We start from the raw sequence: 26,789 nt of genomic DNA on the forward strand, positions 1-26,789 counted from the left end.
ACATGAAAAACCAATTTATTGTTATTGAAGGATTAGAAGGCGCAGGGAAGACCACCGCAATCAATACGGTAGTTGATACTTTAAACCATGCAGGTATCAACGATATCGTTTTTTCCCGTGAGCCAGGGGGGACACCGCTAGCAGAAAAGCTACGAGAGCTCATCAAACAAGGTATTGAAGGGGATAAAGTCACAGATAAAGCCGAGCTTTTAATGCTGTATGCTGCCCGAGTGCAATTGGTTGATACCGTGATTAAACCCGCACTTGCCGCTGGAAAATGGGTTCTCGGTGATCGCCATGATATGTCATCACAAGCTTATCAAGGTGGTGGACGCCAGATTGATCGCCATTTAATGCAGTCCTTGCGTGATTTAGTGCTAGGTGATTTTAAACCCGACCTGACGTTATATCTTGATTTATCACCAGAACTTGGCCTACAACGTGCGCGTTCACGGGGTGAATTAGATAGAATTGAAAAAGAGTCGCTGGCTTTCTTTGAAAGAACACGTGAGAGATATCTGGAACTTGCAGCGAGTGATAAATCCATAATAACGATTGATGCAAGCCAAAATATTGAGCAAGTTCAAAACGATATTCGTACTGCGTTACTTAAATGGTTAGCGAAATAAGGTATTGAAGGCATGAATTGGTATCCTTGGTTAAATGAGCCTTACCGGCAAATGATTGCGGCTTACCAAAGTGGTCGGGGTCACCATGCCTTGTTGCTTCATTCCATATCAGGCAACGGTGCAGATGCATTGTGTTATGGGGTTAGCCGCTGGTTAATTTGCCAAAATCGTGATGGGATGAAAAGCTGTGGTGAGTGCCATAGTTGCCGTTTGATGTTAGCGGGAACACACCCAGACTACCATGTCATTGAGGTGGAAAAAGGTAAATCAACGGTCAGCGTTGATGCGGTTAGAAAACTGATTGAAACCTTAAGTAGTCATGCGCAGCAGGGCGGTAGCAAGGTGGTGTATATTCCCAGCACTGATGCACTTACCGATGCAGCGGCGAATGCACTGCTGAAAACCCTCGAAGAACCCGCTAAAGATACTTATTTTTTATTAGTGAGTGAAAAACAGGAAAATTTGTTAGCGACTATCCGCAGCCGTTGTTTGAGCCACTTTTTACCTGCGCCAGACTCACAAATCGCGTTATATTGGCTGCAAAAGCAAAAGCCAAATTTGGTTATGGATAATGCGGTTACCGCTTTAAAGCTTTGCCAAGGCGCACCCGTCGCGGCATTAGCGCTACTTGATGATAATCTATGGCAAAAGCGCGCTGCATTATGCCATAACATGGCATTAGCATTACAAAATCGCGATATGCTAGGTTTGTTACCCTCATTAAATATAGATGATGCAGTGATGTCTCTAAATTGGTTATTGAGCTTATTAGCTGATGCTATCAAGGTTCAGCAAGGCGCAGCGCAGTTTTGCATTAACCAGGACTATAGTGCTCAAGTGATGCAATTGGCGTCCATGATGAACCGTACACAACTTCATGATATTTATGAGCAATGGTTGTACTGTCGCTACCAATTACTGACCGTTTCTGCATTAAATCAGGAACTGCTTCTGGCTAATCAATTATTACAATGGGAAGCCTTACTGGCGAGCCCCTCATTTTAAAAAGAGTTAAATATGTTTGTTGTTGATTCACACTGCCATCTCGATTGTTTAGATTATGAAAAATTACATGCTAATGTTGATGATGTCATCGCAAAAGCGTCCGCTCGTGATGTCGGTTTTATGTTAGCGGTGGCAACTACGCTGCCAGGTTTTGAAAAAATGAAAACGCTTATTGGTGAACGAGAAAATATTGCATTTTCCTGTGGTATTCATCCTCTCAATTTGGATGAAGGGTACGATTTCGAGCGTTTAGCGCAACTTGCTGCTGGGCAAGAAGTCGTTGCATTAGGCGAAACAGGTTTAGATTATTATTATCAACAAGAAAATGCAGTATTACAGCAGGAGTCCTTTCGCCAACATATCCGTATTGGCCGAGAGGTCAATAAACCTGTTATCGTCCATACCCGCTCAGCGCGGGAAGATACGCTGGCAATCTTACGTGAAGAAAAGGTGATGGAGTGTGGCGGTGTATTGCATTGTTTTACGGAAGATAAAGACACGGCTATCGAGCTGCTTGATTTAGGTATGTACATTTCATTTTCCGGTATTGTGACATTCCGCAATGCAGAACAAATTCGCGAAGCCGCACGAATTGTCCCGTTGGATAGAATTCTCGTTGAAACGGATTCACCATACTTAGCGCCAGTTCCTCACCGTGGAAAAGAAAATCAGCCTGCTTATGTGCGTGATGTGGCTGAATACATGGCTGTACTCAAGGGCGTTAGTGTTGAGGAGATGGCTGATATCACCACACAGAATTTCAATCGATTGTTTCATTTAAATGTCGGCGTGAATAACGCATAATCAATACACGCTAATTAAATCATTCTTGAATTATTAAGGAAATTAACATGGCAGAAGAAACCATTTTCAGCAAAATCATCCGTCGAGAAATCCCTGCGGATGTGGTTTATCAAGATGAGCTGGTCACTGCTTTTCGTGATATTTCGCCACAAGCGCCATCTCACATTTTAATCATCCCTAATAAGCTTATCCCAACGGTAAACGATGTGACGCAGGATGATGAACTGGCACTTGGCCGTTTATTTACTGTTGCAGCCAAAATTGCGAAAGAAGAAGGCATTGCAGAAAACGGATACCGTTTAATCATGAATTGCAATGAACATTCAGGCCAAGAAGTTTTTCATATCCATATGCACTTAGTGGGTGGTCGCCCATTAGGCCCATTATTGGCAAAATAATGAAAATATTGGGTGCAACAATAAACCGCATTGCATTACTTGCTACAGTGGTAGCCGCACTGAGTGGTTGCCTCTATAAAAAACCGCAAGGCTTGGTTTTTAATGAACAACAGCGTGTGATTATGGAACCTGTTGTTTTAGCTCAAGGGATTATTGTTGAAAACCCAATTATCAGAGTAGAAAACCATCAACATGTTGCCACCATCAATGTTAGCAATGTGGGATCAAAAGCGGTAAATATTGCTTATCGCTTGTATTGGTACGACAAGCAAGGGTTGAGGGTGGATACATCGGCAGTGGAAGAACAATTAGTATTGCCGAGCTCTACAGAACAAATTCGTGCGATAACCTCTTCACCTCGTGCAGATAATCTGCGCATTCATGTATTTTTATCCCCTAAGGCCGGAGAATAATAATGAAACGGATCTTAATGGTTGCTGCGGCAACGCTTATTTTGGCAGGCTGTCCGTCATACCCACCACAGCAACCGGTTGAGCAACCACCGATTGTCCCTATTGAGCCACAACAACCAGAGGTGACACCTCCGCCACCGCCAGATAAGGTACCAACACCACCTAAACAACAAACAACGGATTGGTCTGCGGCGATATCACCATTAGTCGCACAAATGGTTGCAGCTGATGGTGTGGAACCTGGTAAAGTTTTGTTAGTTGATTCAGTTAAAAATAATACAAATGGTTCACTTCCTGTTCAGCTAATTACATCAAATATGATGTCCGCGGTGGAAAATACGCAGCGTTTTAATGTCGTTCCACAAGATGTGGTTAACGCAGCACGTAAGACACTGGGTTTATCTCAAGAAGATAGCCTTGTGACTCGTAGTAAAGCAATTGGTTTGGGTCGTTATGTACAGGCAAATTATGTGATTTATAGTGTGATGTCAGGCTCAAACAAAGACCGTCGCCTTGAGATGCAATTAATGGAAGTGCAAACAGGTGAAATCATTTGGACTGGGAAAAAGAATATTGAGTGACATACCGTCATTACTTGCTTTACTTTCGACACATTTCCCAGCAATTTCAGCACAGTGCTGGGAAATATCTCCCTTGGCGGGGTTGTCTGGTGGCAGCTTTTTAGTTGAAAGTCATCAATCCAATTATCTGCTTAAACTGGTTGCTCGAGCGGATACACATCGGCAAAATGCCTTGTATGTCTCTCGGCGTAAAGAGGCTCGTATCTTACGGCAAATTCAGCATTTACCCTTTGCGCAGGCGGTGGTTGCACATAACGCCGAGTGGTTAGTTTTAGCTTGGCGTGAAGGACGACACCCTAGCGATAAAAAATTTTGCTCAGTCGAATTTCAGCGGGAACTCGCTAATACGATTGCTACTTTGCATTGTTCACCATTATTGACCTACACGTTACCCTTAAGGGCTGAAATTGCCCATTATGGGAAACGTATTGACCCACAACGTTTTTCTCCGCGCTGGAAGCGGATTCACCGAGACTTTTTACAAAAAAAGATGCCAAAGACGTTGAAATTGGCACCTGCCCATATGGATATTCATCCTAAAAATATTCTTATTCAAGAAGATGGCAAATTGATGTTATTGGATTGGGAATATACTGCAAATACCGATATTGCGTTTTCGCTGGAGACTTATTTTCAATTCAATAACTTGACCGTGCATCAGCGTCAGCAATTTCTGACGCAATATTGTGATATTCAGGGCGCTTACCATGATAAATTTCAGTTAATGCATCACTGTAATTTATGGTCTCCTTGGGTAAAATATATGACATTAATGTGGTATGAAGTGCAGTGGAATGAAAGTCGGCATTCTGACTTTTTGATACACTCTCAGCCACTACGACAATATTTCAGTTTGTTAGGCTAAATGCCTGGCAAACCTATATACAGATAATGAATGAAATAAGTGAGGCAGGTTATGGGCCCGATAATGCTAGATGTCCAAGGGTATGAACTGGACAATGAAGAACGTGAAATATTAGCTCATCCACTAGTGGGCGGCTTAATTTTATTTACCCGTAACTTTCATGATGCAGCGCAGTTGCGTGAACTGGTACGTCAAATTCGGGATGCATCAAGAAATCGGCTCTTGATTGCGGTAGACCAAGAAGGTGGACGGGTACAACGTTTTCGCGATGGTTTTACCGCGTTACCATCAGCACAAGCATTTGCAGCACTGAATAATGAGCATGACGGTGCCAAGCTAGCAGAAGAGGCGGGGTGGTTAATGGCCGCAGAAATGATAGCGATGGATATTGATATTAGTTTTGCACCTGTTCTGGATTTAGGTCATCAAAGTATTGCTATTGGTGAGCGTTCATTCCATGAAAATCCCGACATGGCGATGATGATGGCTGAGCGTTTTATTAAAGGTATGCATAGCGCTGGGATGAAAACAACAGGGAAGCATTTCCCTGGACATGGTGCAGTAAAAGCTGACTCCCATAAAGAAACACCGAGGGATGATCGTGCGCTTGATGTGATCCGTGGCAAAGATATGTCGATTTTTAAAGATTTTATTCAAAGGGAATTACTGGATGCCATCATGCCTGCACATGTTATTTATACGCAGGCTGATGATCGCCCAGCAAGCGGGTCGCCTTTCTGGTTAAAGTCCGTTTTACGTGAGCAACTTGGCTTTAATGGCGTTATTTTTTCCGATGATTTATCGATGGAAGGCGCAGCGATTATGGGCAGTTACCCTGAAAGAGCAAAAGCGTCCCTGGATGCGGGTTGCGACATGATCCTTGTTTGTAATAACCGCGAAGGTGCAGTGAGTGTATTGGATAACCTACCGAAGCAACAAGCTAGTCAAGCGTCGAAGCTATACCACAGTGGCCGGCAATACAGTCTGAAAGAACTACAAAGTGCGGCACGTTGGCAGGAAAGCAATCAAAAACTGGTTGAATTACATCATAGATGGCAAGAGTTTAAACAGTAATTGAAAGCAAGTACGGACGAAGCCAGTGAGATGAAATATCTGACTGGCTTTTTTTTGCACAATAATTAACCTAAATATGCAATATTTCAAATAGGAGAATGTATTAACTTTGTATCTCATGCGTTACCCGTAACGTATTAAATAATTTTTATATAGGTTAAATTTTTTGAAATTATATATAAATAAAAAAACAAAAAACGTATTTTATATTGAAAATTAATTTTTTCCGAAAAAGAACATAAATGAAACAATATAGTACTAAGAATAAGAAAAAACTATAAGCACGGCGATTAGAGCTGGTGCCAAAATTAGGAATATTAAACCAATAATTTTGTTTAAGGTTGAAATAATCTGAGGTTTACTTCCGTTATTTTCTTAATTGGTTTTATTTTTGTTCATAAGCTTAACTTATTATTAAATTAATTAAGTGAATCAAATTGAGTGCATTAACCTACTGTTATTTTTAGTTATTAATTGACGCAAACGTTTTGTATAAAAACCAAACACATTATCCAACCTAGTAAACTGGATTAAAGGTGCATATTTATTTGATATTCCAAAATCCAATAAGGCATTGACAGAAGGAATGGGGATATAACAACCTATACATGAAAAAATGGGAGCATATGATTGTTGTTACTTCCAGATTTTAAAGGTTTTTTCCTTATTTCCTTAAGGTGAGTATGATTTCCTATTTATGTGTCGCTCAATTTATATAAAAGGTAAATGTCATTTATATGTGACTTTGGTCACATTTGATTAGATATTTAATGCAACTTATGTAACACGTTGTGACAGTGATCGTTTTAATTGACGTAAAATTACGATAGCATTCCTATTATGATAGTTTTATGACAATGCGTTGATAAATACAGTGCATTGAAAAAGAAAGCCATTCGCAAACAATATATTAAGTCAAATAGTGCTGTAAATTCTGAGATGTTTATTTCTCAAGGGGGAGTTTTGCCCAAAAAAAAGAGAATAAGTAACACTGCGAGTTTAAGTGCAATTAATACTTTCTATGTTGATTGAAAATTGACTGGCCTTGTTTGATCTTAACCTAAATTAAACGCTAAAAATGAGTAAGGGATTCTGATAATAATTAAAGTTAATTAATTTTTAACAATAGGGGCAACACCTTATTAACTCAAAAAGTAAACACGCATGCGGCTAAATTGCTGTATTGAATTTTTTTTATTTAAAAAATGACTTTAGTGTTTGAAATGGACGTTTTTGTTTATCGTTAAGTTAAATTGTTTTATTAAGCTAAAAATAAAAAATGGTGATTTGTTGTTCATGGCAACATGACTCAACATAAAATTAATTCAAATAATCATTAACTAGGTTAATTCCAATGAAAGTTAAAAATCTTGCGCTATTAATGCTTTCTCCTTGCTATTTAGCAGTTACTATGGCAAATGCGAGCAACTGGGAAAATTCAATCAAAGAAAACGCATTTATTGCGGACTCAGAGTTAGAGCTGTCTACTCGTAATATGTGGAAATACCTGAAAACAGAAAACCGTTTTGATAAAGACGAACAACGCTACAGAAAACAAGTCGCTAATGCATGGGGGCAAAACTTTCAAGCCGATTTTAAATCAGGTTATTTTGCTGATGTGATTGGCTTTGATGCATCTTACTACGGCGGTATTAAGTTAGGCGCGAGTAAAGACTTCGCCTCTCGTGCAATTTTATATAACGATGATGGTCATGCGAAAGGTTATAACAAAATTGGTCAACGTTATGCCAAAGTTAAACTGGATTTAGACCCTGTTAAATTTAATGCAAAAGCAGGTTGGTTTACCCTAAAAAATACGGGTATTTTTACTAACTCACAACGTCTCTCTTTAAACAGTTACAGTGGTTATTACACCAATACAGCGATTGATGATTGGAGCTTGGATTTATTATATCTCGATAAGAAAGTCATGCGTCGTGATAGTCCAAATATCGATGCAATGTATTTTACGGATGGTAATGGTGTACGACATAACGTTAATCACGTGATCACTGGTGGTATTAACTACAATACAAAACCACTGAAAGTGCATTATTTTTATGGTCAAGCGGACGATTTATTCCGTCAGCAGGGTCTTGAAGCAAAATATAAGCTGACTTCTGACTTAACACTCGGCACACAAATTTATAATCACGAGTACGGTAGTGACGGTAAACGGACTGAAACGAACGACGCAAAAGGCAAACGTAACTTTGATAAACGTGCATGGCACTATGCAGGAACCGCTGAATGGCGTGTACCAGAAACACCGTGGACACTGAGTACTGGCTTAACCTATACCCAAGCGAAAAAAGCGAATGGTGTAGGTCAATTTGCCCGCAACCCGATTGGTAATACTCGTGGCCGCTTTAACTCACCAGCATATGCAGATATCGACTATGTACGTGATGGTGAAACCATGGTTGCATTAGCGGCAGAATACCGTGTAAGCAAAGAGCTGTCTGTTGGTGCGCGTACTAACTATTCAGAATTCAAATATGAAGGCGAAAGATTAAAACAAGGTCAATTTGGTCTGTTTAGCTACTGGAAACCAACAGAAAACTTATCTGTGTCACTGAGTGGCGGTCTGGGTTGGCACCACCAGCAAGAAAACGACTATACCACACCAAAGCTGTATGACGGCCACTCACGTCGTGCACACTCGTTGTCAGGCTCTATGACCACAACTTATCGCTTCAAAATGTAGTCGGTAGTTGAGTGCTGTTTATAATAAAAGGATTGAAAAATGAAACATAAAATTGGATTACTGACCGTTTTGATTTCGGGAGCGCTACTTGCAGGTTGTGCTACCAAAACGGCCGACACAGTAAAAGTACAAGTTATTGGTATCAATGACTTCCACGGTGCATTACAAGCGCCAGGTGATGGTAAATTAGGTGGGATAGAATCTATCGCAACCTTAGTTAACCAGCTGCGTGCTCAAAACGATAAAACTATCGTGGTAGGTGCAGGTGACTTAGTCGGTGCGAGCCCATTATTGTCTTCTATGTTCTATGATGAGCCAACCATCGAAGCATTAAGTGCAATTGGTATGGAAACAAGCGCAGTAGGCAACCATGAGTTTGATAAAGGTAAAGAAGAGCTGCTGAGAAAGCAAAATGGTGGCTGCCACCCAACTGCAGGTTGTGTCGGTAAAGACTCTTTTGCTGGTGCGGACTTTAACTATTTAGCGGCAAACGTGATTGTGAAAGAAACAGGAGAAACCCTGTTCCCATCTTACTTTATTAAAGAGTTTGATGGTATTCCAATGGCGTTTATTGGTTTGACGTTAGAAGGTACCCCCGCTATCGTGACACCTAGCGGCACCGCAGGTTTAGAATTCAAAAATGAAGTTGAAACCATCAACAATCAAGTTAAATTGTTAAAAGCACAAGGCATTAACAGCATCGGTGTGTTGATCCATGAAGGTGCAACCCAACAAGTTGATACTAAAGTCAAAGATATTAACCGTTGTGATAATATCAAAGGCCCAATCGTTGATATCGTTAATCAATTAGATGGTGCTGTTGACTTTGTCGTTAGTGGGCATACTCATCAGGCGTATAACTGTGAAATTAATGGTAAAACGGTTATTTCTGCACAGTCTAACGGTACATTGTTGTCTCAGCTAAATATTGAAATTGATAGAAAAACAAAAGATATTGTTAGCATTAAAGCGAAAAACATTCCAGTTGAAACAAAACGTTATGAGAAAAACCCTGAGCTAACCACTTTCGTACAAAAATACGAAAAAATTGCGTTACCAATTTCGCAAGAAGTGATGGGGTCTCTGAGTGCGGATTCAGACAAAAAATTATTGTCTGGTGGGGACTCAACGTTAGGTAAAATTATTGCAGATGGTCAGTTGTATGTTGCTTCAGCAAAAGATGCGGGTGGGGCACAAATCGCCTTCATGAACAGTGGTGGTATTCGTGCTGACATGAAAGCGGGTCAACAGACTTACGGCGATATCTTTACTGTTCAGCCATTCTCTAATGTGGTTGTGACTCAATCGCTGACAGGTGCTCAAATTAAACAAGCACTGGAACAACAATGGGATCGTGCACGTCCACAAGTGATGCCAGTGTCTAAAGGTTTCTATTATGAGTGGGATGACAGCCGCGCAGTGGGTGATAAAGTCATCCAAAGCTCAATGAAGTTAAATGGTAAACCGTTAGACATGAAGAAAACCTACCGTGTTGCAGCAAATGAGTTTTTAGCAACGGGTGGTAGCCGTTTCTCTGCCTTTAATGAAGGTAAAGACCGTGTTTACAGCGTGCCAGATAACGAAGCATTAATGCAATACTTCAAAGATAACTCACCAGTTTCAGTACCAACTGACGTGCGTATCAAAAAAATCAAATAATCCAAACTGATATTTAAATGATTGGAACCCGGGGTGCTAAGCGCTTCGGGTTTTTTATTGTTTGTTATTCATCCAGTTATCTTACCAATTAAAGATAATCAATTGTTTGTATTAAAATAAAAATGATAGAATAATGATTCTTATTATCATTAATACTGATATGAATTTAATCATATGATTGATATTTAATGGTTTCGAGCTGACTCGATTCATATGCTGATAAGAAATGATTTGACGCAGGTTGTCGATATCATAATAATCAAGTAAATTGATGTGAATCAATATTTGGTATTACCAATAGACCAAGCATGATATTCTGAACTTCTTTGGGGCAAATGAGAGTGTTAATTATTGTTATCTAAGGTTTTTATCACTAGAAATCTTAAATAATTTTAATATATTTGTTCGAGGAATTTATGACCTTATCTCAACCAAAAATCATCGTTGTTGGTGGTGGTGCGGGTGGCTTAGAGTTAGCAACACGTTTGGGCCGAAAGCTAGGCAGGAAGAAACGAGCGCAGATTACGCTCGTTGACCGTAATCCTAGCCACCTATGGAAACCATTACTACACGAGGTAGCGACGGGTTCATTGGATGATGGCGTGGATGCTATCAGTTATTTAGCGCATGCAAGGCATAATGCATTTAACTTTCAATTAGGGTCATTAACGAATATTGATCGTGAAAATAAAAAAGTCGTGTTAGGTGAATTGCACGATAAGCACGGTGAGTTACTGGTTCCTTTACGTGAGCTTGAATACGATATTTTAGTGATGGCACTGGGAAGTACATCGAATGACTTTGGTACACCTGGCGTGAAAGATCACTGTATTTTCTTGGACAATCCTCATCAAGCTCACCGTTTTCATGACGAAATGCTAAACCTATTCCTGCGCTATTCTGTGCGTGATAATGCAGAGGAGAAAGTGAATATAGCCATTGTTGGTGGTGGTGCTACTGGGGTTGAATTGTCGGCTGAACTGTACAATGCAGTGGAACAATTAACGAGTTATGGGTTTAAAGGGTTAGATACAGACGCTTTAAATGTGACGTTGGTTGAAGCGGGGGAACGTATTTTGCCTGCATTACCACCGCGAATTTCAGGAGCCGCACATCAAGAACTGAATAAGCTTGGTGTGAATGTATTGACGAAAACTATGGTGACTAGTGCTGATTCAGATGGGTTAAATACCAAAGAAGATGGCAAAATTTATGCAGATCTTATGGTATGGGCTGCTGGGATTAAAGCGCCTGACTTTATGAAAGATATTGCAGGATTAGAAACAAATAGAATCAACCAGTTAGTTGTGAAACCGACATTACAAACGACATTGGATGACATGATTTTTGCTATTGGTGATTGCGCATCTTGTGCAAAACCTGAGGGGGGCTTTGTACCGCCACGGGCACAATCTGCACACCAGATGGCCAGTTTATGTTACGATAACATCCTTGCCATGATGAAAGATAAACCGCTTAAAGACTATATCTATAAAGATCATGGTTCTTTAGTGTCACTTTCGCGTTTTAGTACTGTTGGTAGCCTAATGGGTAACCTAATGCGTGGTGATATGATGGTAGAAGGACGTATTGCTCGTTTTGTTTATATTTCGTTATATCGCATGCATCAAATTGCACTGCATGGATATATTAAAACAGGCTTGATGATGTTAGTCGGCAGTATTAACCGAATTATTAGGCCAAAGCTTAAATTGCACTAATTTTTATTGGTGGAAAAATAAACATACGTAATAATAGAATGCACTTGATTGCAAAGGTGATCCAGTGCATTAATTTTTGATAGGACAATTCAGCTTATTGAAGTTGATATAAATCGCCAATTTATTTATTTTTATGTGGTTAAGTGGTATTTGCATTTAAACCCATTCAGATCAATCTTCAGTAAGATTAAATCGTTTAATATTGTAACAAGCATCATGGGTGATGTTTGAATAATTAAAATTATTAATGTTAATAATTGTTTTAAGAAATATATTATGAATAACAAATAGTTTTATTAAATTTATTATTTATATTTTATATAGCGGTATGTTTATAAACAAAGATAGAACTGAAAAAACACTAGGCCGAGTTTATGAACGTTGAGTGCCAGCTAGTTAATTTACTTTGTTAAATATTACACTAATAATGAATATCAGAATAATAAAATCATTATAGTTTATTGACACTAAGTTAGGATAATTCTAAAAAAATGTGAATTATCTTAGCAACGTTCGAATTCTCTCACTTAGTCGTTACAATAGATATACGGGTATTTAATAAGGGCAAATTGATGAAGCTAAAATTTAAGTTGTTATTAGCGGTAGTAGCGATTTGTCTTGTTTCGTTTGCTGTCTCATCGTTTATTCGAGAGCCTGAAGCAAAGCTCGCCACAGTCCTATCTGTTGAACCAATAAAGGCGAATCGTTTGGTTGAATATGAAAACTGTACGCTAACGGGGGTACTTGGTTCTTTTAATCAGCAGTCTTTATCGCGTTTTCATCCTGCACAAAATGAGTGCAAAATAATTTTTATGATTGAAGCCCTCCAAGGTAAAGGCGTTCCATCTCTATTTGATAATCAAAATAAAACATGCGTGAAGACACAAAGGATGGAGCTGGTGACCGTTGGTTATGATGTAGTTTATCAGATAGGTAAAACGATTGGTAAGGTTAGAACATCTTATGCACCTTCGATTTTTATACCCTTAAATGAAGATGGGCGCTTAGATTTATCGCCTTCAAATTCAATTTGTGAAACCGTACGTAGTGATGTTAAAGAACTTTTACCATTCTATTGTTTACACCAAAACGAACAGCCACTCTCCAGTACTTCTGGTGTCTTGAGGCTACAACCTAATAAAAATACTTTAGGCTTTTTTGAGTAAATTCGATTTAAGGACAAGGGCCACCAAATTGATGGCCGCTATTTTTATAAGTTAAGCAAGCAGGTGTTCTTCAAAATCAGTCAATAACTGTTTGATAAAGTCAAGGCGCGTGACTCTATCGGCTAAATCATGGAAAAACTTCAAGCGTACAGGGCCATCTAAACGATACGTTTTTGGTTGGTTTTGTAACAAGCTGATCAAGAAGCTTGGGTCAACTTTGTTCTTTTCACCAAACTCAACAAAGCCACCTTTTTCATGGGCTTCAATACGTTTCACTCCCAGAGATTGTGCTTGTAGACGAATAGCAGCAGAGGTCAGTAGAAATTTCCCTGCATCGGGTAGGCTACCAAAGCGGTCGATGAGTTCTGTGCGTAATTCATTCAGTTCCTGATTGTCTTTAGCACTGGCAATGCGTTTATAAAATGAAAGACGCATATTCACATCATGGATATAGTCATCTGGCAATAAGACAGGCATTCGTAATTCAATTTCAGTTTGTTGATTCGTTAAGTCTTCTAATGACGGCTCACGACCTTCTTTTAACGCATCGACTGCACTTTCTAATAATTCCATATACAATGTAAAGCCGATAGTGGTCATTTGGCCGCTCTGGTCTTCGCCCAGCAACTCGCCTGCACCACGGATCTCGAGGTCATGAGTTGCGAGCGCAAAGCCTGCGCCTAAATCTTCTAAAGATGAAATCGCTTCAAGGCGTTTTTGGGCATCAGTCGTCATTGCCTTCGGATGAGGCGTCAGCAAATAGGCATAGGCTTGGTGATGCGAGCGGCCGACACGGCCACGTAATTGATGCAATTGTGCTAAACCAAAGTGATCTGCGCGTTCAATAATAATTGTATTAGCCGTTGGAATATCAATACCCGTTTCAATAATGGTGGTACAGATTAAAACGTTAAAACGCTGATGGTGGAAGTCGGTCATGACTCTTTCTAACTCGCGCTCGCGCATCTGTCCGTGCCCGACAACAAAACGGGCTTCAGGAACTAACGTTTCAAGTCGTGCTTTGGCTTTTTCGATATTTTCTACATCATTATACAGATAATAAACTTGCCCCCCCCGTAAAGTTTCACGCAAAATTGCCTCACGGACAACTAACTCATCATATTGACGAACAAAGGTTTTTACGGCTAATCGACGTGCTGGTGGGGTCGCAATAATGGATAAATCTCGCATTCCGCTCATGGCCATATTCAGCGTGCGAGGAATAGGTGTTGCGGTAAGCGTTAAAATATCCACATCCGCACGCATTGCTTTAATACGTTCTTTGTGGCGAACGCCAAACCGGTGCTCTTCATCGACAACCAGTAAGCCTAAATCTTTCCAGACAATATCGCTTTGCAATAATTTGTGTGTCCCAATCAAAATATCGACTTTGCCATCAGCAGCATCAGCAATAATTTGTTGTTGCTCTTTAGCGGTTTTAAAGCGAGAAAGCATTTCGATACGAACGGGCCAGTTTGCAAATCTATCCCTAAAGTTATCATAGTGCTGTTGAGCAAGCAGGGTGGTTGGTACTAAAACAGCGACTTGCTTATTATTATTGATAGCAAGGAACGCCGCTCTCATGGCAACTTCAGTTTTACCGAAACCAACATCCCCACAGACGAGCCTATCCATTGCCAGTGGCTGACACATATCACTCAAAACGGCATTGATGGCCATTTCTTGGTCAGGCGTTGTTTCAAAGGGGAAACCTTGGCAAAATTCTTGGTATTGCTGCTTGTCATGTTTGAATGCAAAACCTGCTTTTGCTGCACGTTGTGCATAAATGTCAAGAAGCTCAGCAGCAACATCACGTACCTTTTCGGCTGCTTTTTGGCGAGCACGTCCCCAACTATCACTGCCCAATTTATGCAGTGGCGCATTTTCGTCGGCCCCACCAGCATAACGGCTAATTAAATGCAGTGAAGAAACAGGAACATATAGCTTATCTTCTCCTGCATAGGTGAGAATTAAATACTCTGCTTTAATACCGCCAGCCTCAAGGGTGATTAGCCCTTGGTAACGGCCAACACCGTGTTCAATATGCACAACGGGTTGCCCTGGACGCAGCTCTGCGAGGTTACGAATTAAGGTATCTGTGTTAATCGCCCGGCGGTTATCTGTACGACGACGAACTACGCGTTCACCTAATAAATCACTTTCACAGATCAGCGCTTTATTCGCATCAGATTGAATAAAGCCGCGTTCGGCTGCACCAATAGTAATCGCAAAGCGTGAGGTAATTGGGCTTGTATAGCTTTCAATGATTTCAGGGCGAATTTTTAACCGTGCTAATAACTCTGTTACTGTTTCACGGCGGCCTTCACTTTCTACAGAAAAAACGAGCGTGCCGTCAAATTGCTCACTAAATTGGCGAAGCTTTTCTAATGGTGTTTTGCTTTGCGCTTGAGTGCTGATATCAGGTAATGGCAAATAATCCAAATTGGTATTTGCCGCTTTTTTAGGTAGCGCCTCAGAAGAAAGTTGAATTCGTGGCCATTGTTTTAAATTTTGGTTGAGTTGCTCAACGGTAAGCCATAAATCTGCTGGAGGGAGCAGAGGACGCATAGGGTCAACACCACGGCTTTCATAACGTTGTTGAGTGTCAATTTGAAAACGCTCAGCGGCTTCTTGTAAATTCTGTGAAACAATCAGGCTTGAGGACGGTAAGTAGTCGAACAGTGATGGTAATGGTTGAGCAAAAAATAATGGCTGCCAATACTCAATACCTGTAGGTAATGTATTTTTGCTAACTTGTTGATAAATATGCTCAGGGTCGCGGCGTACTTCAAAACGTTCACGCCACTGACTTCGGAAACGTTCAATCGCGTCCTTGTCTGTTGGAAATTCGTGAGCGGGTAGCAAATTGATGCGAGCGACTTCTTCTAATGTTCTTTGTGTATCCACATCGAAGGTACGCAGACTGTCGATTTCATCATCAAAGAAATCAATGCGAAAGGGCAGTGAACTCCCCATTGGGAACAAATCAAGCAAAGCGCCGCGGGTTGCATACTCGCCGTGTTCTAACACTTGCTCTACATGACGATAGCCTGCTTTATCCAATTCATCACGTAAATTGTCACGTGATAATTTGTCACCTTTTGACATGACGAGTGCATGGCTCGTTAAGAAATCAGGTGGGCAGACTTTTTGCATCAAGGTATTAACAGGAAGAATTAATGCCCCTTTTTGCAAAGAAGATAGACGGTAAAGTGTTGATAAACGATGAGAAATGATTTCTTGATGTGGAGAGAAATTATCATAAGGCAATGTTTCCCAATCAGAAAGCGTCTCTACAGGGTGATATGTAAACTGTTGAATTTCATCTCGTAAGCGTAATGCATTTTGCATATCTCGCGTCACAATGACAACAGGCCCGTGATGACGTTGTATCATTTCTCCACATTCAAGTGCACCAGCCGCCCCAATAAGGCAACCTAAATGGCGAACATCGCCACTACGACTAGGGAGTTCATAACGAAATTTTGAGGACATAGAAATCTTTGGTATCTCACAGCGATTAGTTAGCAGTTAAACAAACATCAGAACAATAATAGACAGTCTTTAGATAATTAACACTTAAATAAATTAACCGATAGTTAAACTATAAAATTAACAGCAAAACAACTCATTTCAGCCTGTAATTTGTCTGAAATTCAGACAAAAAAGGGGGGAAAGCAGAAAAAAAACCGTTGAGTGGTTCCATTCATCAATCGTAGCCTTTATTATCGCTGAACACTTCGCTTTGGCAACAGGGGCATTAAAGATTTCATGCACCAATCTGTCTCATTATTTATAGGTCTGCGCTATTTGCGTGGGCGCGCAGCGGATAAATTTGGACGCTTTGTTTCCAGTTTATCGGCTATTGGTATCACTCTGGGGGTCATGGCCTTAATTACGGTGACATCCGTGATGAACGGCTTCGAACGTTCGCTACAAGATAGCATACTTGCCTATATGCCGCAGGCTATTTTAACATCGGCTTCTGGAAATATTGACCCAGCAAAACACCCTATTACAGGCTTGCAACATTTACAAGGCGTGAGCCATATTGCGCCCATCGTCCAGTCCGACGTGGTACTGCAAAGTCGCACTAATGTTGGGGTTGGGGTAATGGCGGGTATCGAACCTGATGCGGACTCACTGCTATTAGATAAACTTATTAGTGGTAACAGGAGTGACCTCAAAGAAGGACGCTACCATGTTTTTTTGGGGAGCAAATTAGCAGACACATTGGGCGTAAAACGAGGTGACGATGTCCGTTTAATTATTCCAGGTGTTAGCCAACTGACTCCGATGGGGCGTATTCCAAGCCAGCGTTTATTTACGGTTGCAGGTATTTTCCAAACAAATGGTGAAGCTGATACTAGCGAATTGATTGTTGCTGCTCAAGATGCAGCGAGAATGCTGCGTTATCCCACAGGGAATATCACGGGGTGGCGATTGTATTTAAATGAACCATTGAAAGTTGACACACTCAGTAAGCAGGTTTTGCCTGATGGACTTGTGTGGACGGACTGGCGTGAACGCAAAGGGGAGTTTTTCCAAGCGGTTCGCATGGAAAAAAATATGATGGGTTTGCTCCTGAGCCTAATTATTGCTGTTGCGGCCTTTAATATCATCACCTCACTTTCTTTGCTTGTCATGGAGAAACAAGGTGAAGTGGCAATTTTAAAAACACTGGGTTTAAAGCGTTGGCGTATTTTGGCAATATTTATGATCCAAGGTGCAGGGGCTGGTATTATCGGTACGTTGATTGGAACGGTTTTAGGGACGCTTTTGTCAAGCCAACTCAATGTCATTATGCCGTTAATTGGGTTATTACCCAAAGGGGTTTCTTTGCCAATTGTACTTGATTATTCAGGTATTTTAATTATTGCAGTTTCTGCGATGCTTATTTCACTGCTTGCGACGCTTTATCCTTCTTGGCGTGCAGCAGCAGTTCAACCTGCTGAGGCTTTACGTTATGAATAAACAACCACTTCTTGTCTGTGAACATTTAAGTAAAACCTATCAAGAAGGTTCATTGTCGACGCAAGTGTTGAAAAATGTCAGTTTCTCTATGGGGCAAGGGGAAATGATGGCGATTGTCGGTAGTTCAGGTTCAGGGAAAAGTACGTTATTACATTTATTGGGTGGGTTAGATACGCCATCAGAAGGTAATGTGATTTTCCGTGGCCAACATATTAATCAATTGTCCTCTGATGAACGCGCAGCCATTCGTAATAAAGATTTAGGCTTTATTTATCAGTTTCACCACCTTTTACCTGATTTTACTGCACTTGAGAACGTAGCAATGCCGTTGTTGATTGGCGCTACAGCAAAAGAGATTGCATTTACTAAAGCGAAAGAAATGCTCAAAGCCGTGGGGCTAGAACATCGTGCAGATCACCGCCCTTCCGAGTTATCTGGCGGGGAGCGTCAACGTGTTGCGATTGCAAGGGCGCTGGTGAATGAACCTGCGTTGGTACTAGCGGATGAGCCGACTGGGAATCTCGATTTGCGCAATGCAGATGCCATTTTTGAGCTATTAGGCGAATTGAATCGCACGCAACGCACGGCATTTTTGGTGGTAACCCATGATATGACGCTCGCTCGTCGGTTATCTCGTCAATTAGAAATGCGTGATGGCCATTTACAGCAGGAAATTACGTTGGGGGCGCGGTAATGTTTCAGTTACCTCTTACACTCCTTGCGGCGATACGCTTTAGCCGCGGGCGTCGGCGTACAGGCATGGTATCTTTGGTGTCGATTGTCTCAACATTAGGGATCGTGCTGGGTGTTGCGGTGCTTATTATCGGTCTCAGTGCCATGAATGGTTTTGAGCGCGAATTGAATAATCGCGTGCTATCCGTGGTGCCTCATGGGCAAATTTACGCAGTAAAACCGCCGTATAAAGATTGGGATTTTGCTGAGCAGGTTATTCGCAAAACACCAGGTGTTGAAGGCGTTAGTCCGTATGTGAATTTTACGGGGTTGCTTGAGCGCGGTGCAAACTTAAAGGCGATTCAAGTGATGGGGGTTTCCCCAGAAACTCAGTCACAGGTCAGTGCATTGCCGCAATTTGTGTTGAATGATGCTTGGAAAGATTTTGCCGCAGGTAATCAATCGATTATTTTAGGCCAAGGAGTTGCAGACGCATTGAATGTGAAGCAAGGGGATTGGGTGACCATCATGATCCCCAACACTGATGAAAGCTTAAAAATTCAACAACCTAAACGTATACGTGTGCAAGTTGCGGGTATTTTTAAACTCAGGGGGTTACTTGATCACCAATTAGCGTTAATACCATTAGAGGATGCTCAGCAATATCTGGATTACGGTGATGGTATTAGTGGCTTTGAAATTAAAGCAGAAAATCCTTTTGAGGCGGATAAAGTTGTCTATGATGCTGGCCTAAAGACAATGCACCACGTTATTGTGAAAAGTTGGATTGGTGATTATGGCTATATGTACAATGATATCCAAATGGTACGTAGTATTATGTACTTAGCGATGATTTTAGTGATTGGCGTGGCATGCTTTAATATTGTATCGACGTTAGTCATGGCAGTTAAAGATAAAAGCAGCGATATTGCCGTATTACGGACTCTCGGGGCGAAGGACGGGCAAATTCGTGCCATTTTCTTATGGTATGGCTTGCTCGGTGGTTTAGTTGGTTCATTGATTGGGGTCGTGCTTGGTGTTTTGGTTTCGGTTAATTTAACTAGTATTATTAAAGGATTAGAGATTGTTTTAGGGCATCCAATTCTTTCTGGGGATGTGTATTTTATCGATTTCTTGCCTTCTGAATTGCATATTATGGATGTGGTGTATGTATTAATTACTACCATTATTTTAAGTTTATTAGCAAGCTGGTATCCTGCACGCCGTGCAAGTAAATTAGACCCCGCTCGTATTTTAAGCGGCCAATAATGCTATAATAGACTAGACGCCAAGGTATCTTTCTCATCGAGATGATGATACTTGGCGTTTTTTTATTTTTTCTCTAAAAACATTTGCTTATAGCTGCGTTTTTCAATCATTTCTTCAGTAAAATCATACCTTTTTGCGAGCAACATTAATTTTTGATAGTAGTGCCCAAGTAGGCATTCATCATCCGTCATAATGGCAAATTCAGCAAACCAACCGATGCCGTCAAGGTGGTCTACTGTAATGTGGACATCCCCAAGAAAATAAATACTACGGACTTTCGTCGTCGTTAAATGGCAATGATAGCCCAAAGTGACTAGCATATTTTGTACGTGTTGGCAGTCATCGATATTAATGGCTTTGCATTCTGAAGACGAAGGGCCTTTGACTATCCACAGTTTGATTCCAGAAGGGATCATTTCACGGACACACATACTGATATTATTATTGACAAGAGGCTGGTGAGTACTTTCATAGAAATAGTCTGTTTCTGAATTATTCTCTGTGAAAGGTTCTGCGTGGTCGGTTTTTATTTTTTGCAGGAATGTCGCGTGATCTACTAAGCGAAACTTAATTTCAGCTTCATATTTACCGATAAAATGCTCGCTCATATTAACGTCCTTATTGTGCCATCAAATTATTTAGGCGAGATCGTAGCACAGCAGGAACAACGACATCGAGTTAAATGTGTGCTAACAAATTAATTGATGGCCGATTATTCGTATCGTATGAAAAACAGGCACAACAAGGACAAAAGAAAATTACTTTTTCGTCATTTTGTCTAAGTAGCCCATGACAAAGGCTGATAACACAAAGGTCAGGTGGATAATGACGTACCACATGAGCTTGTCATTTTCGACACTTTTTAAATCCATAAAGATTTTCAGTAAGTGAATAGATGAGATCGCTACAATTGAAGCGGCAACTTTATTTTTTAGGGAAGAGGCATCCATTTTGCCTAACCAACCCAGTTTTTCGCTGCTATCAGGAATATCCATCTGAGAAACAAAGTTCTCATAGCCTGAAAACATCACCATCACTAATAGACCACCAACTAATGCCATATCAATCAATGAGAGCAGCATAAGGATTAAGTCTGCCTCAGGGATGGATAATATGTTAGGTAGAATATGGTAGAGTTCTTGGAAGAACTTAATCGTTAAAGCTAATAATGTCAGTGACAACCCAAAATAGATAGGTGCTAAGATCCAACGCGAAGCATACATTGCTCTTTCGAAAAACTTTTCCATGAAACCCCTTTAAATGGTGAATAATCATCGCAGTAAATCTGCGGGATGTATTCTAACTGTATGGGGTACTATCAAGAAAGGTTTTTTTATTGTTTTACGGTTGCGCGATTTTTGTGGCTCAATTATGAATAAATGATGAAATATTTATGATAAAAAGGTGACAAAATCGATACCCTCGATATTTTTATTTGCATTCAACTGCGTGATGCGCTCTAGTATATTAATGTTTAAATAATATAGAAAAGTGGTGTATTAACAGCGATAGAGAACAAATTTAATTATCTGAGTTGTTATACATTGGTTGCTTGAATGAAGGGAAGCTTTCGATGTTGCGATATCGTCATAGATTAAAAAAAGCTCGTAAAAATAAATGTGTACGCCGCCAGCGACTTCGCAACCGGTCTTTTTATATAGATAACAGACTAAATGATATGAAAAAAGTGAACATTGTTGTATTAACTGGTGCAGGTATTTCGGCTGAGTCAGGTATTCAAACATTCCGCTCTGCGGATGGATTATGGGAAGAACACCGTGTTGAAGATGTTGCGACACCTGAAGGTTTCGAAAGGGATCCTCAATTAGTGCAACGTTTTTATAATGAAAGGCGTAAACAACTTCAGCAGGACAATATCAAACCCAATGCGGCACATTTTGCGTTAGCGCAACTGGAAGAGTTGTTAGGTGACCATTTTTTGTTGATCACACAAAATATTGATAATTTACATGAAAGAGCGGGAAGTAAACGCATAGTCCATATGCATGGTGAATTATTAAAAGTACGTTGTAATTGGTCCAATCAAGTATTGGAGTGGAAAGGGGATTTAACGGTAGAAGACCGTTGCCATTGTTGCCAATTTCCTCAACCATTGCGACCGCATATTGTATGGTTTGGTGAAATGCCTATTGGTATGGATTATATTTATCAGTCCCTTGAAAACGCGACAATTTTTATTTCTATTGGGACATCTGGACATGTATACCCAGCAGCAGGTTTCGTCCATGAAGCAAAATTGCATGGTGCTCATACTGTTGAGCTTAACTTAGAGCCAAGCCAAGTCGAAAGTGAATTCGATGAAAAACATTACGGTTTGGCAAGTCAGGTGGTGGTGGAGTATATAAACCAGTTGATAATGGAATTACAGGTTAAAGACATCGCGCAGTAAGCATTAAGGGAAACGAAGTTTCCCTTTTCAGATTTTTTATAAAAATCAGTTAAACATTTTCATCCATCATGGCTGGCATAGTGATTTCTTTTACGCATGTTGCATTACTGGTGCTGAGTATAAACCGCACAGCACTAACCACATCCTGTAGGGGGATCAGTTGACCTCCACTTTGTTCAATAACATCATCTACAGGCAAAGACAGCGGGTATTCAGTTGCTAAATAGCCTAAATTCAGTATTGAAATAGCAATTTTGTCTTCCCTTAAAGTTTCCCTTAATGACTGAATAATACCCCTTAATGCATATTTAGTGGCAGAAAAGGTAACCTCTTTGCCTTTATGGTTATCTAATCCCCAGGTTGAGCCAATTAAAATAATTTTGCTATTTTTTGCTAAACGTAAGTTAGGTAATAATGCTTTCAAATTGAGCAAGCAAGCACTGATGTTGGTTTGGATCATATTCAGTATTTCAATATCATCGCTTGTTTCAAATTGATATTTATCACTAAAGGCTAACTTTTCCCAGATACCAACATTATAAATTAAGGTATTAATAGGTTGTTGCTTAATGGTGTTTTTAATTATGTTAGCGGACTGGTTATCACTTAAATCTGCTTGGATCCAATAAAAGTTGCTCTGCTCGAATGGCGGTTTTGAGCGTGAAACGCCATAAATAACATCATTAGGACCAGGTACACCCTCAACAAGTGCTTTACCTAATCCTTTGCTAACACCATAAATTAAACAAGTATTTGACATAATATCCTTAATTACCCTGAAACAAATTAATGTTGTTTATTTGCTAAATGATAAGCAAATAATTATTTACCTTGTATAGCACAGTTGTTTAAAAAAATAACTGATTACCGACGAGATAATACACATTGAGTATTATCTTTATTATTTATGGGTTCTTTTGTGGGCAAAATGCAAACAGGTATATAAAATAAAATGCGTGAATTAAATATAATTTACGCATTATGCTAAAAAAGCACCAGCAATAACCGCAAAGCTGATTTGAAACAATAATTGAATCTGTGATCTTTCCCATAATATAGCTATTGATATTTTAGGGGGATGGGTATGGACAAACTCTTGGAGCGGTTTTTTGAATATACTGCTTTTGATACACAATCAAAACTGAATGCAAAAACAGTACCTAGTAGCACAGGCCAGCTAAAATTTGCCCGAGCACTAGCTAAAGAACTGAATGAATTAGGATTTGATCAGGTGACGTTAACCGATCAAGGTTGCTTAATGGCCTTTTTGCCATCGAACGTTGATTGGGATGTTCCTACCATTGGTTTTATTTCTCATTTAGACACAGCGCCTGATTTTTCGGGTAAAAATGTTTGCCCACAAGTTTTAGAAAACTATCGTGGTGGTGATATTGCGCTAGGTATTGGTGACGAAGTCTTATCGCCAGTCATGTTCCCTGTATTACATGAAATGATTGGCAAAACACTGATAATGACTGACGGTAAAACATTATTAGGTGCGGATGATAAGGCGGGGATCGCTGAAATTATCACGGCTCTGGTACGTTTAAAGGGCAATAAAATCCCACATGGGAAAATATGCTTAGCATTTACCCCTGATGAGGAAATTGGCCGTGGTGCCCGTCATATTGATTTTAAGCAGTTTGATGCATTGTGGGCTTACACCGTTGATGGCGGTGGTGTAGGGGAATTAGAGTATGAAAATTTCAATGCGGCAAACGTAGGTATCAAAATTGTTGGCAATAATACTCATCCTGGTAATGCAAAAGGGGTAATGGTAAATGCGCTCAATTTAGCTAACCGAATTCATTCCATGTTACCTGCGGATGAAGTACCTGAAAATACAGATGGTTACGAAGGATTTTACCACCTCACATCTATGAAGGGAACGGTAGAAAAGGCCGAACTAAACTATATTATTCGTGATTTTGATCTCGCCAGTTTTGAAGCGAGAAAGAAAAATATTATTCGTATTGCTGAAAAGGTTGGAGAAAACCTTCACCCAAGTTGCTATATTGAGCTGACATTAGATGACACTTACTACAACATGCAAAGAGAGGTGATGAAATATCCCCATGTTGTTGAGTTAGCAAAACAGGCCATGATTGATTGTGGTATTGAACCTGTTGTTCAGCCAATTCGTGGCGGAACGGACGGCGCTCAGCTTTCTCATCGTGGTTTACCTTGTCCAAATATTTTCACTGGGGGATATAACTTCCATAGTAAACATGAGTTTATCACCCAAGAGGGCATGGAACAGGCGGTAGACGTTATTATGCGAATCGCTGAATTAACAGCAATTCATGCTCGTCAGCCATAAACTATTTATCTAAGGAAGCACACTCAAAATTTATTAGAGTGTGCTTCACGGATTTATTGAAATAATACAGAAATACCACTCAGTGCCAAAAGTATCCCCATCACTAAGTTAAATCTTCTTAATATGCGAGGTTGCGATAATCGTTCACGTAATTGATGACCAAACAAAGCCCAAATCGCAACGCAAGGCCAATTTATCAAGGCGAAGACCACAGCGACTAACAATATTGAAAAATAGGGTTCCACAGTGTTGGTATACATTGCCATACCTCCAACTGCCATGATCCAAGCTTTTGGGTTTATCCATTGAAAAAGCGCAGCTTCTATGAAAGTTAATGGTTTATTTTTTTTATTATTCGCTTTGGTCATAGCGTGACTAATTGCTGTTTTCCATGCTAACCAAAGCAAATAGATAATACCGAGATATTTCAAAATGGCGTATAGCAACGGTGAAGATTGAATGATGGTCCCCATACCTAAGCCGACAGCGAGTAACATAATAAAAAAGCCACATGAAACGCCAATGCTATGGGGAATAGTACGTTTAAATCCAAAATTAACACCTGAAGCGAGTAACATGACGTTATTGGGGCCAGGGGTGATTGATGTAGCAAACGAAAATATCGATAAAGCTAAAAAAACTTCTATATTCATGATGTTGTATGCTAGCGTGAAATATATAAATTAAGTTTATATTGCAAGTCTGCAAAGGTAGTTGGTTGTTAATTTAAAGTATTTTAGAAATGAATTTTGAAAATGCTTTATCTATGGATGCCATTTTTGGTGGTAATAGGCTAAATAATGACGATTTATTAGTGATAAAATAGACAATAAAGCCCATTAAATAGAGGTAAGTAAAGAAAAGTGGTTCTATGACTGGTTTTTTCCAGCAGAGAGAGCGTATTTTTTGAAGTAATATTTCTTATTTATAGAATTACAAGCTCATCATTTTAGGATGAGCTTGTATATTATTTAGATGTTATTTTTAATAAAGCGAATTAGTCGTCAAAATACCAATAACCATTATTCACTAAGGCTGTCATAAGAGCGATAAAATTGACATCATCAATAGCTTCGCCCAGAGTTTGGCTATTAACGGAATCATAACGACATAAGCTGTCTGCAGCTTCATAGCAAGTGGTTTCTAAACATTCACCATTTACGAAGAATTGATCGCCGACACGTAATGCTCTAAGACCGTTAAGTTTATATAAAGTCTCTTGCTGTGTTTTTAGCAAATCATAGATTTCATCGTGTTCGTAAGGCGGTTCTGGTGGTGCAATATCTAATTCATGGCGTGATTGAGAAATAAACTCACCTAGCCACTGACGAAACAAATCAGGGTCGTTAATCAGTGATTCCATCATTTCACGCAGTTTGATTTGCTCACCTTGTAAAATCTCAGCAGGGTTATCACGGAACGATAAATCAGGATCACTATAACGATAACTGCCTAAATCATTAGAAATTAAATGGTCAGCAAAGCTGCTCATCAGTTCGCGTGTATTGGGTGCCCGGAAACCAACAGAGTAGTTTAATGAGGGCTCAATAGCATAGCCTTCATGTGGGAATCCAGGTGGGATATATAGGATATCACCTGGCTCCATTTCTTCATCAATGATAGCGTCAAAAGGCTGCACTTGCAGAAGGTCAGGGTGAGGACAATGTTGTTTCATTGGGATTTTTTCCCCAACACGCCAACGACGACGGCCTTCTCCTTGAATGATAAATACGTCGTATTGATCAAGATGAGGGCCAACACCGCCACCAGGTACGGAATAAGAAATCATCAAGTCATCCATACGCCAGTCGGATAAGACACGAAATGGCTTCATTAAGGCGGCACTTGGATGATGCCAATGATCCACAGCTTGCACTAAAATAGACCAATTTTCCTCACCGAGGTGATCATAACTTTCAAATGGGCCATGGCCGACTTGCCAAACTCCCTCTTTATGGCTGACTAAACGGCTATCAACCTCATCTTCCATCGCTAAACCAGCAAGTTCGTCTGGTGAGATAGGATCAATAAAACGCGCAAACCCTTTTTTGATAAGCAGTGGGCGCTTCTGCCAGTGACTGTCGAGAAAACTCTGCCAGTCAAGATTGAGTGTATAGTCCAT

General features: G+C 40.2%; 23 protein-coding genes. 17 read left to right on the forward strand and 6 right to left on the reverse strand.

Annotation, left to right across the window (positions count from 1 at the left end):
- Positions 1 to 2: 2 nt before the first annotated feature.
- The 12 genes from tmk (at position 3) to umoD (ending at position 13,022) form a co-directional block, all read left to right on the forward strand.
- A complete protein-coding gene (gene tmk, locus AABS66_RS04575) occupies positions 3 to 629 on the forward strand; it encodes a dTMP kinase (RefSeq protein WP_206086382.1) in 627 nt (208 codons plus the stop codon).
- A 12-nt stretch (positions 630 to 641) separates the two neighbouring features.
- Positions 642 to 1,634, forward strand: a complete 993-nt coding sequence (gene holB, locus AABS66_RS04580; protein WP_206086383.1) for a DNA polymerase III subunit delta' — start codon at positions 642 to 644, stop codon at positions 1,632 to 1,634.
- A 12-nt stretch (positions 1,635 to 1,646) separates the two neighbouring features.
- Positions 1,647 to 2,438, forward strand: a complete 792-nt coding sequence (locus tag AABS66_RS04585) for a metal-dependent hydrolase (protein WP_206086384.1) — start codon at positions 1,647 to 1,649, stop codon at positions 2,436 to 2,438.
- 47 nt (positions 2,439 to 2,485) lie between these two features.
- On the forward strand, positions 2,486 to 2,836 hold the full coding sequence (gene hinT, locus AABS66_RS04590; RefSeq protein WP_206086385.1) for a purine nucleoside phosphoramidase: 351 nt from the start codon (positions 2,486 to 2,488) through the stop codon (positions 2,834 to 2,836).
- Positions 2,836 to 3,249: a YcfL family protein gene (locus AABS66_RS04595; protein WP_272681431.1), complete on the forward strand. Its 414-nt coding sequence runs from the start codon at positions 2,836 to 2,838 to the stop codon at positions 3,247 to 3,249. Before hinT ends, AABS66_RS04595 begins: the two co-directional genes overlap by 1 nt.
- Positions 3,250 to 3,251: 2 nt before the next feature.
- On the forward strand, positions 3,252 to 3,830 hold the full coding sequence (gene lpoB / locus AABS66_RS04600; protein WP_206086386.1) for a penicillin-binding protein activator LpoB: 579 nt from the start codon (positions 3,252 to 3,254) through the stop codon (positions 3,828 to 3,830).
- On the forward strand, positions 3,823 to 4,695 hold the full coding sequence (locus AABS66_RS04605) for a phosphotransferase (RefSeq protein ID WP_349414967.1): 873 nt from the start codon (positions 3,823 to 3,825) through the stop codon (positions 4,693 to 4,695). Before lpoB ends, AABS66_RS04605 begins: the two co-directional genes overlap by 8 nt.
- A 51-nt stretch (positions 4,696 to 4,746) precedes the next feature.
- The gene (nagZ, locus tag AABS66_RS04610; protein WP_206086387.1) at positions 4,747 to 5,769 is read left to right on the forward strand and encodes a beta-N-acetylhexosaminidase; all 1,023 of its coding nucleotides are present in this window, start codon (positions 4,747 to 4,749) and stop codon (positions 5,767 to 5,769) included.
- A 1,354-nt stretch (positions 5,770 to 7,123) separates the two neighbouring features.
- Positions 7,124 to 8,476 carry an OprD family outer membrane porin gene (locus AABS66_RS04615; protein ID WP_272539438.1) on the forward strand — a complete coding sequence of 451 codons (1,353 nt, stop codon included), beginning with the start codon at positions 7,124 to 7,126 and terminating at the stop codon, positions 8,474 to 8,476.
- A 39-nt stretch (positions 8,477 to 8,515) separates the two neighbouring features.
- Complete coding sequence (locus tag AABS66_RS04620; RefSeq protein ID WP_206086389.1) at positions 8,516 to 10,135, forward strand: bifunctional metallophosphatase/5'-nucleotidase; 1,620 nt, start codon at positions 8,516 to 8,518, stop codon at positions 10,133 to 10,135.
- A gap of 416 nt (positions 10,136 to 10,551) precedes the next feature.
- Positions 10,552 to 11,856 (forward strand): NAD(P)/FAD-dependent oxidoreductase, encoded by a 1,305-nt coding sequence (locus tag AABS66_RS04625; protein ID WP_206086390.1) that lies wholly within the window; start codon positions 10,552 to 10,554, stop codon positions 11,854 to 11,856.
- Between the two features lie 572 nt (positions 11,857 to 12,428).
- Positions 12,429 to 13,022, forward strand: coding sequence for a UmoD family flagellar biogenesis regulator (gene umoD, locus AABS66_RS04630; protein ID WP_206086391.1), 594 nt, complete (start codon positions 12,429 to 12,431; stop codon positions 13,020 to 13,022).
- Positions 13,023 to 13,073: 51 nt separating this feature from the next.
- Here umoD and mfd read toward each other — a convergent pair whose 3' ends face one another.
- Complete coding sequence (mfd, locus tag AABS66_RS04635) at positions 13,074 to 16,517, reverse strand: transcription-repair coupling factor (protein WP_206086392.1); 3,444 nt, start codon at positions 16,515 to 16,517, stop codon at positions 13,074 to 13,076.
- 276 nt (positions 16,518 to 16,793) lie between these two features.
- On the opposite strand from mfd, the gene lolC reads away from it, so the two are divergent.
- Genes lolC through lolE form a run of 3 tightly spaced genes read left to right on the forward strand, consistent with a single transcriptional unit; the run spans position 16,794 to position 19,937 of the window.
- The gene (gene lolC, locus AABS66_RS04640; protein WP_206086393.1) at positions 16,794 to 17,996 is read left to right on the forward strand and encodes a lipoprotein-releasing ABC transporter permease subunit LolC; all 1,203 of its coding nucleotides are present in this window, start codon (positions 16,794 to 16,796) and stop codon (positions 17,994 to 17,996) included.
- Positions 17,989 to 18,690 carry a lipoprotein-releasing ABC transporter ATP-binding protein LolD gene (gene lolD, locus AABS66_RS04645; RefSeq protein ID WP_206086394.1) on the forward strand — a complete coding sequence of 234 codons (702 nt, stop codon included), beginning with the start codon at positions 17,989 to 17,991 and terminating at the stop codon, positions 18,688 to 18,690. The genes lolC and lolD overlap by 8 nt, the downstream gene beginning before the upstream one ends.
- Complete coding sequence (gene lolE / locus AABS66_RS04650) at positions 18,690 to 19,937, forward strand: lipoprotein-releasing ABC transporter permease subunit LolE (protein WP_430224612.1); 1,248 nt, start codon at positions 18,690 to 18,692, stop codon at positions 19,935 to 19,937. The genes lolD and lolE overlap by 1 nt, the downstream gene beginning before the upstream one ends.
- 62 nt (positions 19,938 to 19,999) lie before the next feature.
- On the opposite strand, the gene AABS66_RS04655 is transcribed toward lolE, so the two are convergent.
- A complete protein-coding gene (locus AABS66_RS04655) occupies positions 20,000 to 20,545 on the reverse strand; it encodes a class IV adenylate cyclase (protein WP_206086396.1) in 546 nt (181 codons plus the stop codon).
- A gap of 150 nt (positions 20,546 to 20,695) precedes the next feature.
- Entirely contained in the window at positions 20,696 to 21,184 is a 489-nt protein-coding gene (locus AABS66_RS04660; protein WP_206086397.1) for a TIGR00645 family protein, read from the reverse strand.
- A gap of 329 nt (positions 21,185 to 21,513) precedes the next feature.
- Between AABS66_RS04660 and cobB the strand changes: the two genes are divergently transcribed.
- Positions 21,514 to 22,347, forward strand: coding sequence for a Sir2 family NAD+-dependent deacetylase (gene cobB, locus AABS66_RS04665; protein ID WP_206086627.1), 834 nt, complete (start codon positions 21,514 to 21,516; stop codon positions 22,345 to 22,347).
- Between the two features lie 49 nt (positions 22,348 to 22,396).
- On the opposite strand, the gene AABS66_RS04670 is transcribed toward cobB, so the two are convergent.
- Entirely contained in the window at positions 22,397 to 23,107 is a 711-nt protein-coding gene (locus tag AABS66_RS04670) for an SDR family oxidoreductase (protein ID WP_272539437.1), read from the reverse strand.
- Between the two features lie 324 nt (positions 23,108 to 23,431).
- Here AABS66_RS04670 and pepT point away from each other — a divergent pair, with 324 nt between their 5' ends.
- Positions 23,432 to 24,667 (forward strand): peptidase T, encoded by a 1,236-nt coding sequence (gene pepT, locus AABS66_RS04675; RefSeq protein WP_206086399.1) that lies wholly within the window; start codon positions 23,432 to 23,434, stop codon positions 24,665 to 24,667.
- A 53-nt stretch (positions 24,668 to 24,720) separates the two neighbouring features.
- On the opposite strand, the gene AABS66_RS04680 is transcribed toward pepT, so the two are convergent.
- Entirely contained in the window at positions 24,721 to 25,320 is a 600-nt protein-coding gene (locus AABS66_RS04680) for a LysE family translocator (RefSeq protein WP_430224613.1), read from the reverse strand.
- Positions 25,321 to 25,664: 344 nt separating this feature from the next.
- Positions 25,665 to 26,789, reverse strand: a complete 1,125-nt coding sequence (locus AABS66_RS04685; RefSeq protein ID WP_206086401.1) for a cupin domain-containing protein — start codon at positions 26,787 to 26,789, stop codon at positions 25,665 to 25,667.

The sequence above is a fragment of the Providencia sp. SP181 genome, assembly GCF_050446505.1.
Classification (GTDB): Bacteria; Pseudomonadota; Gammaproteobacteria; order Enterobacterales; family Enterobacteriaceae; genus Providencia; species Providencia vermicola.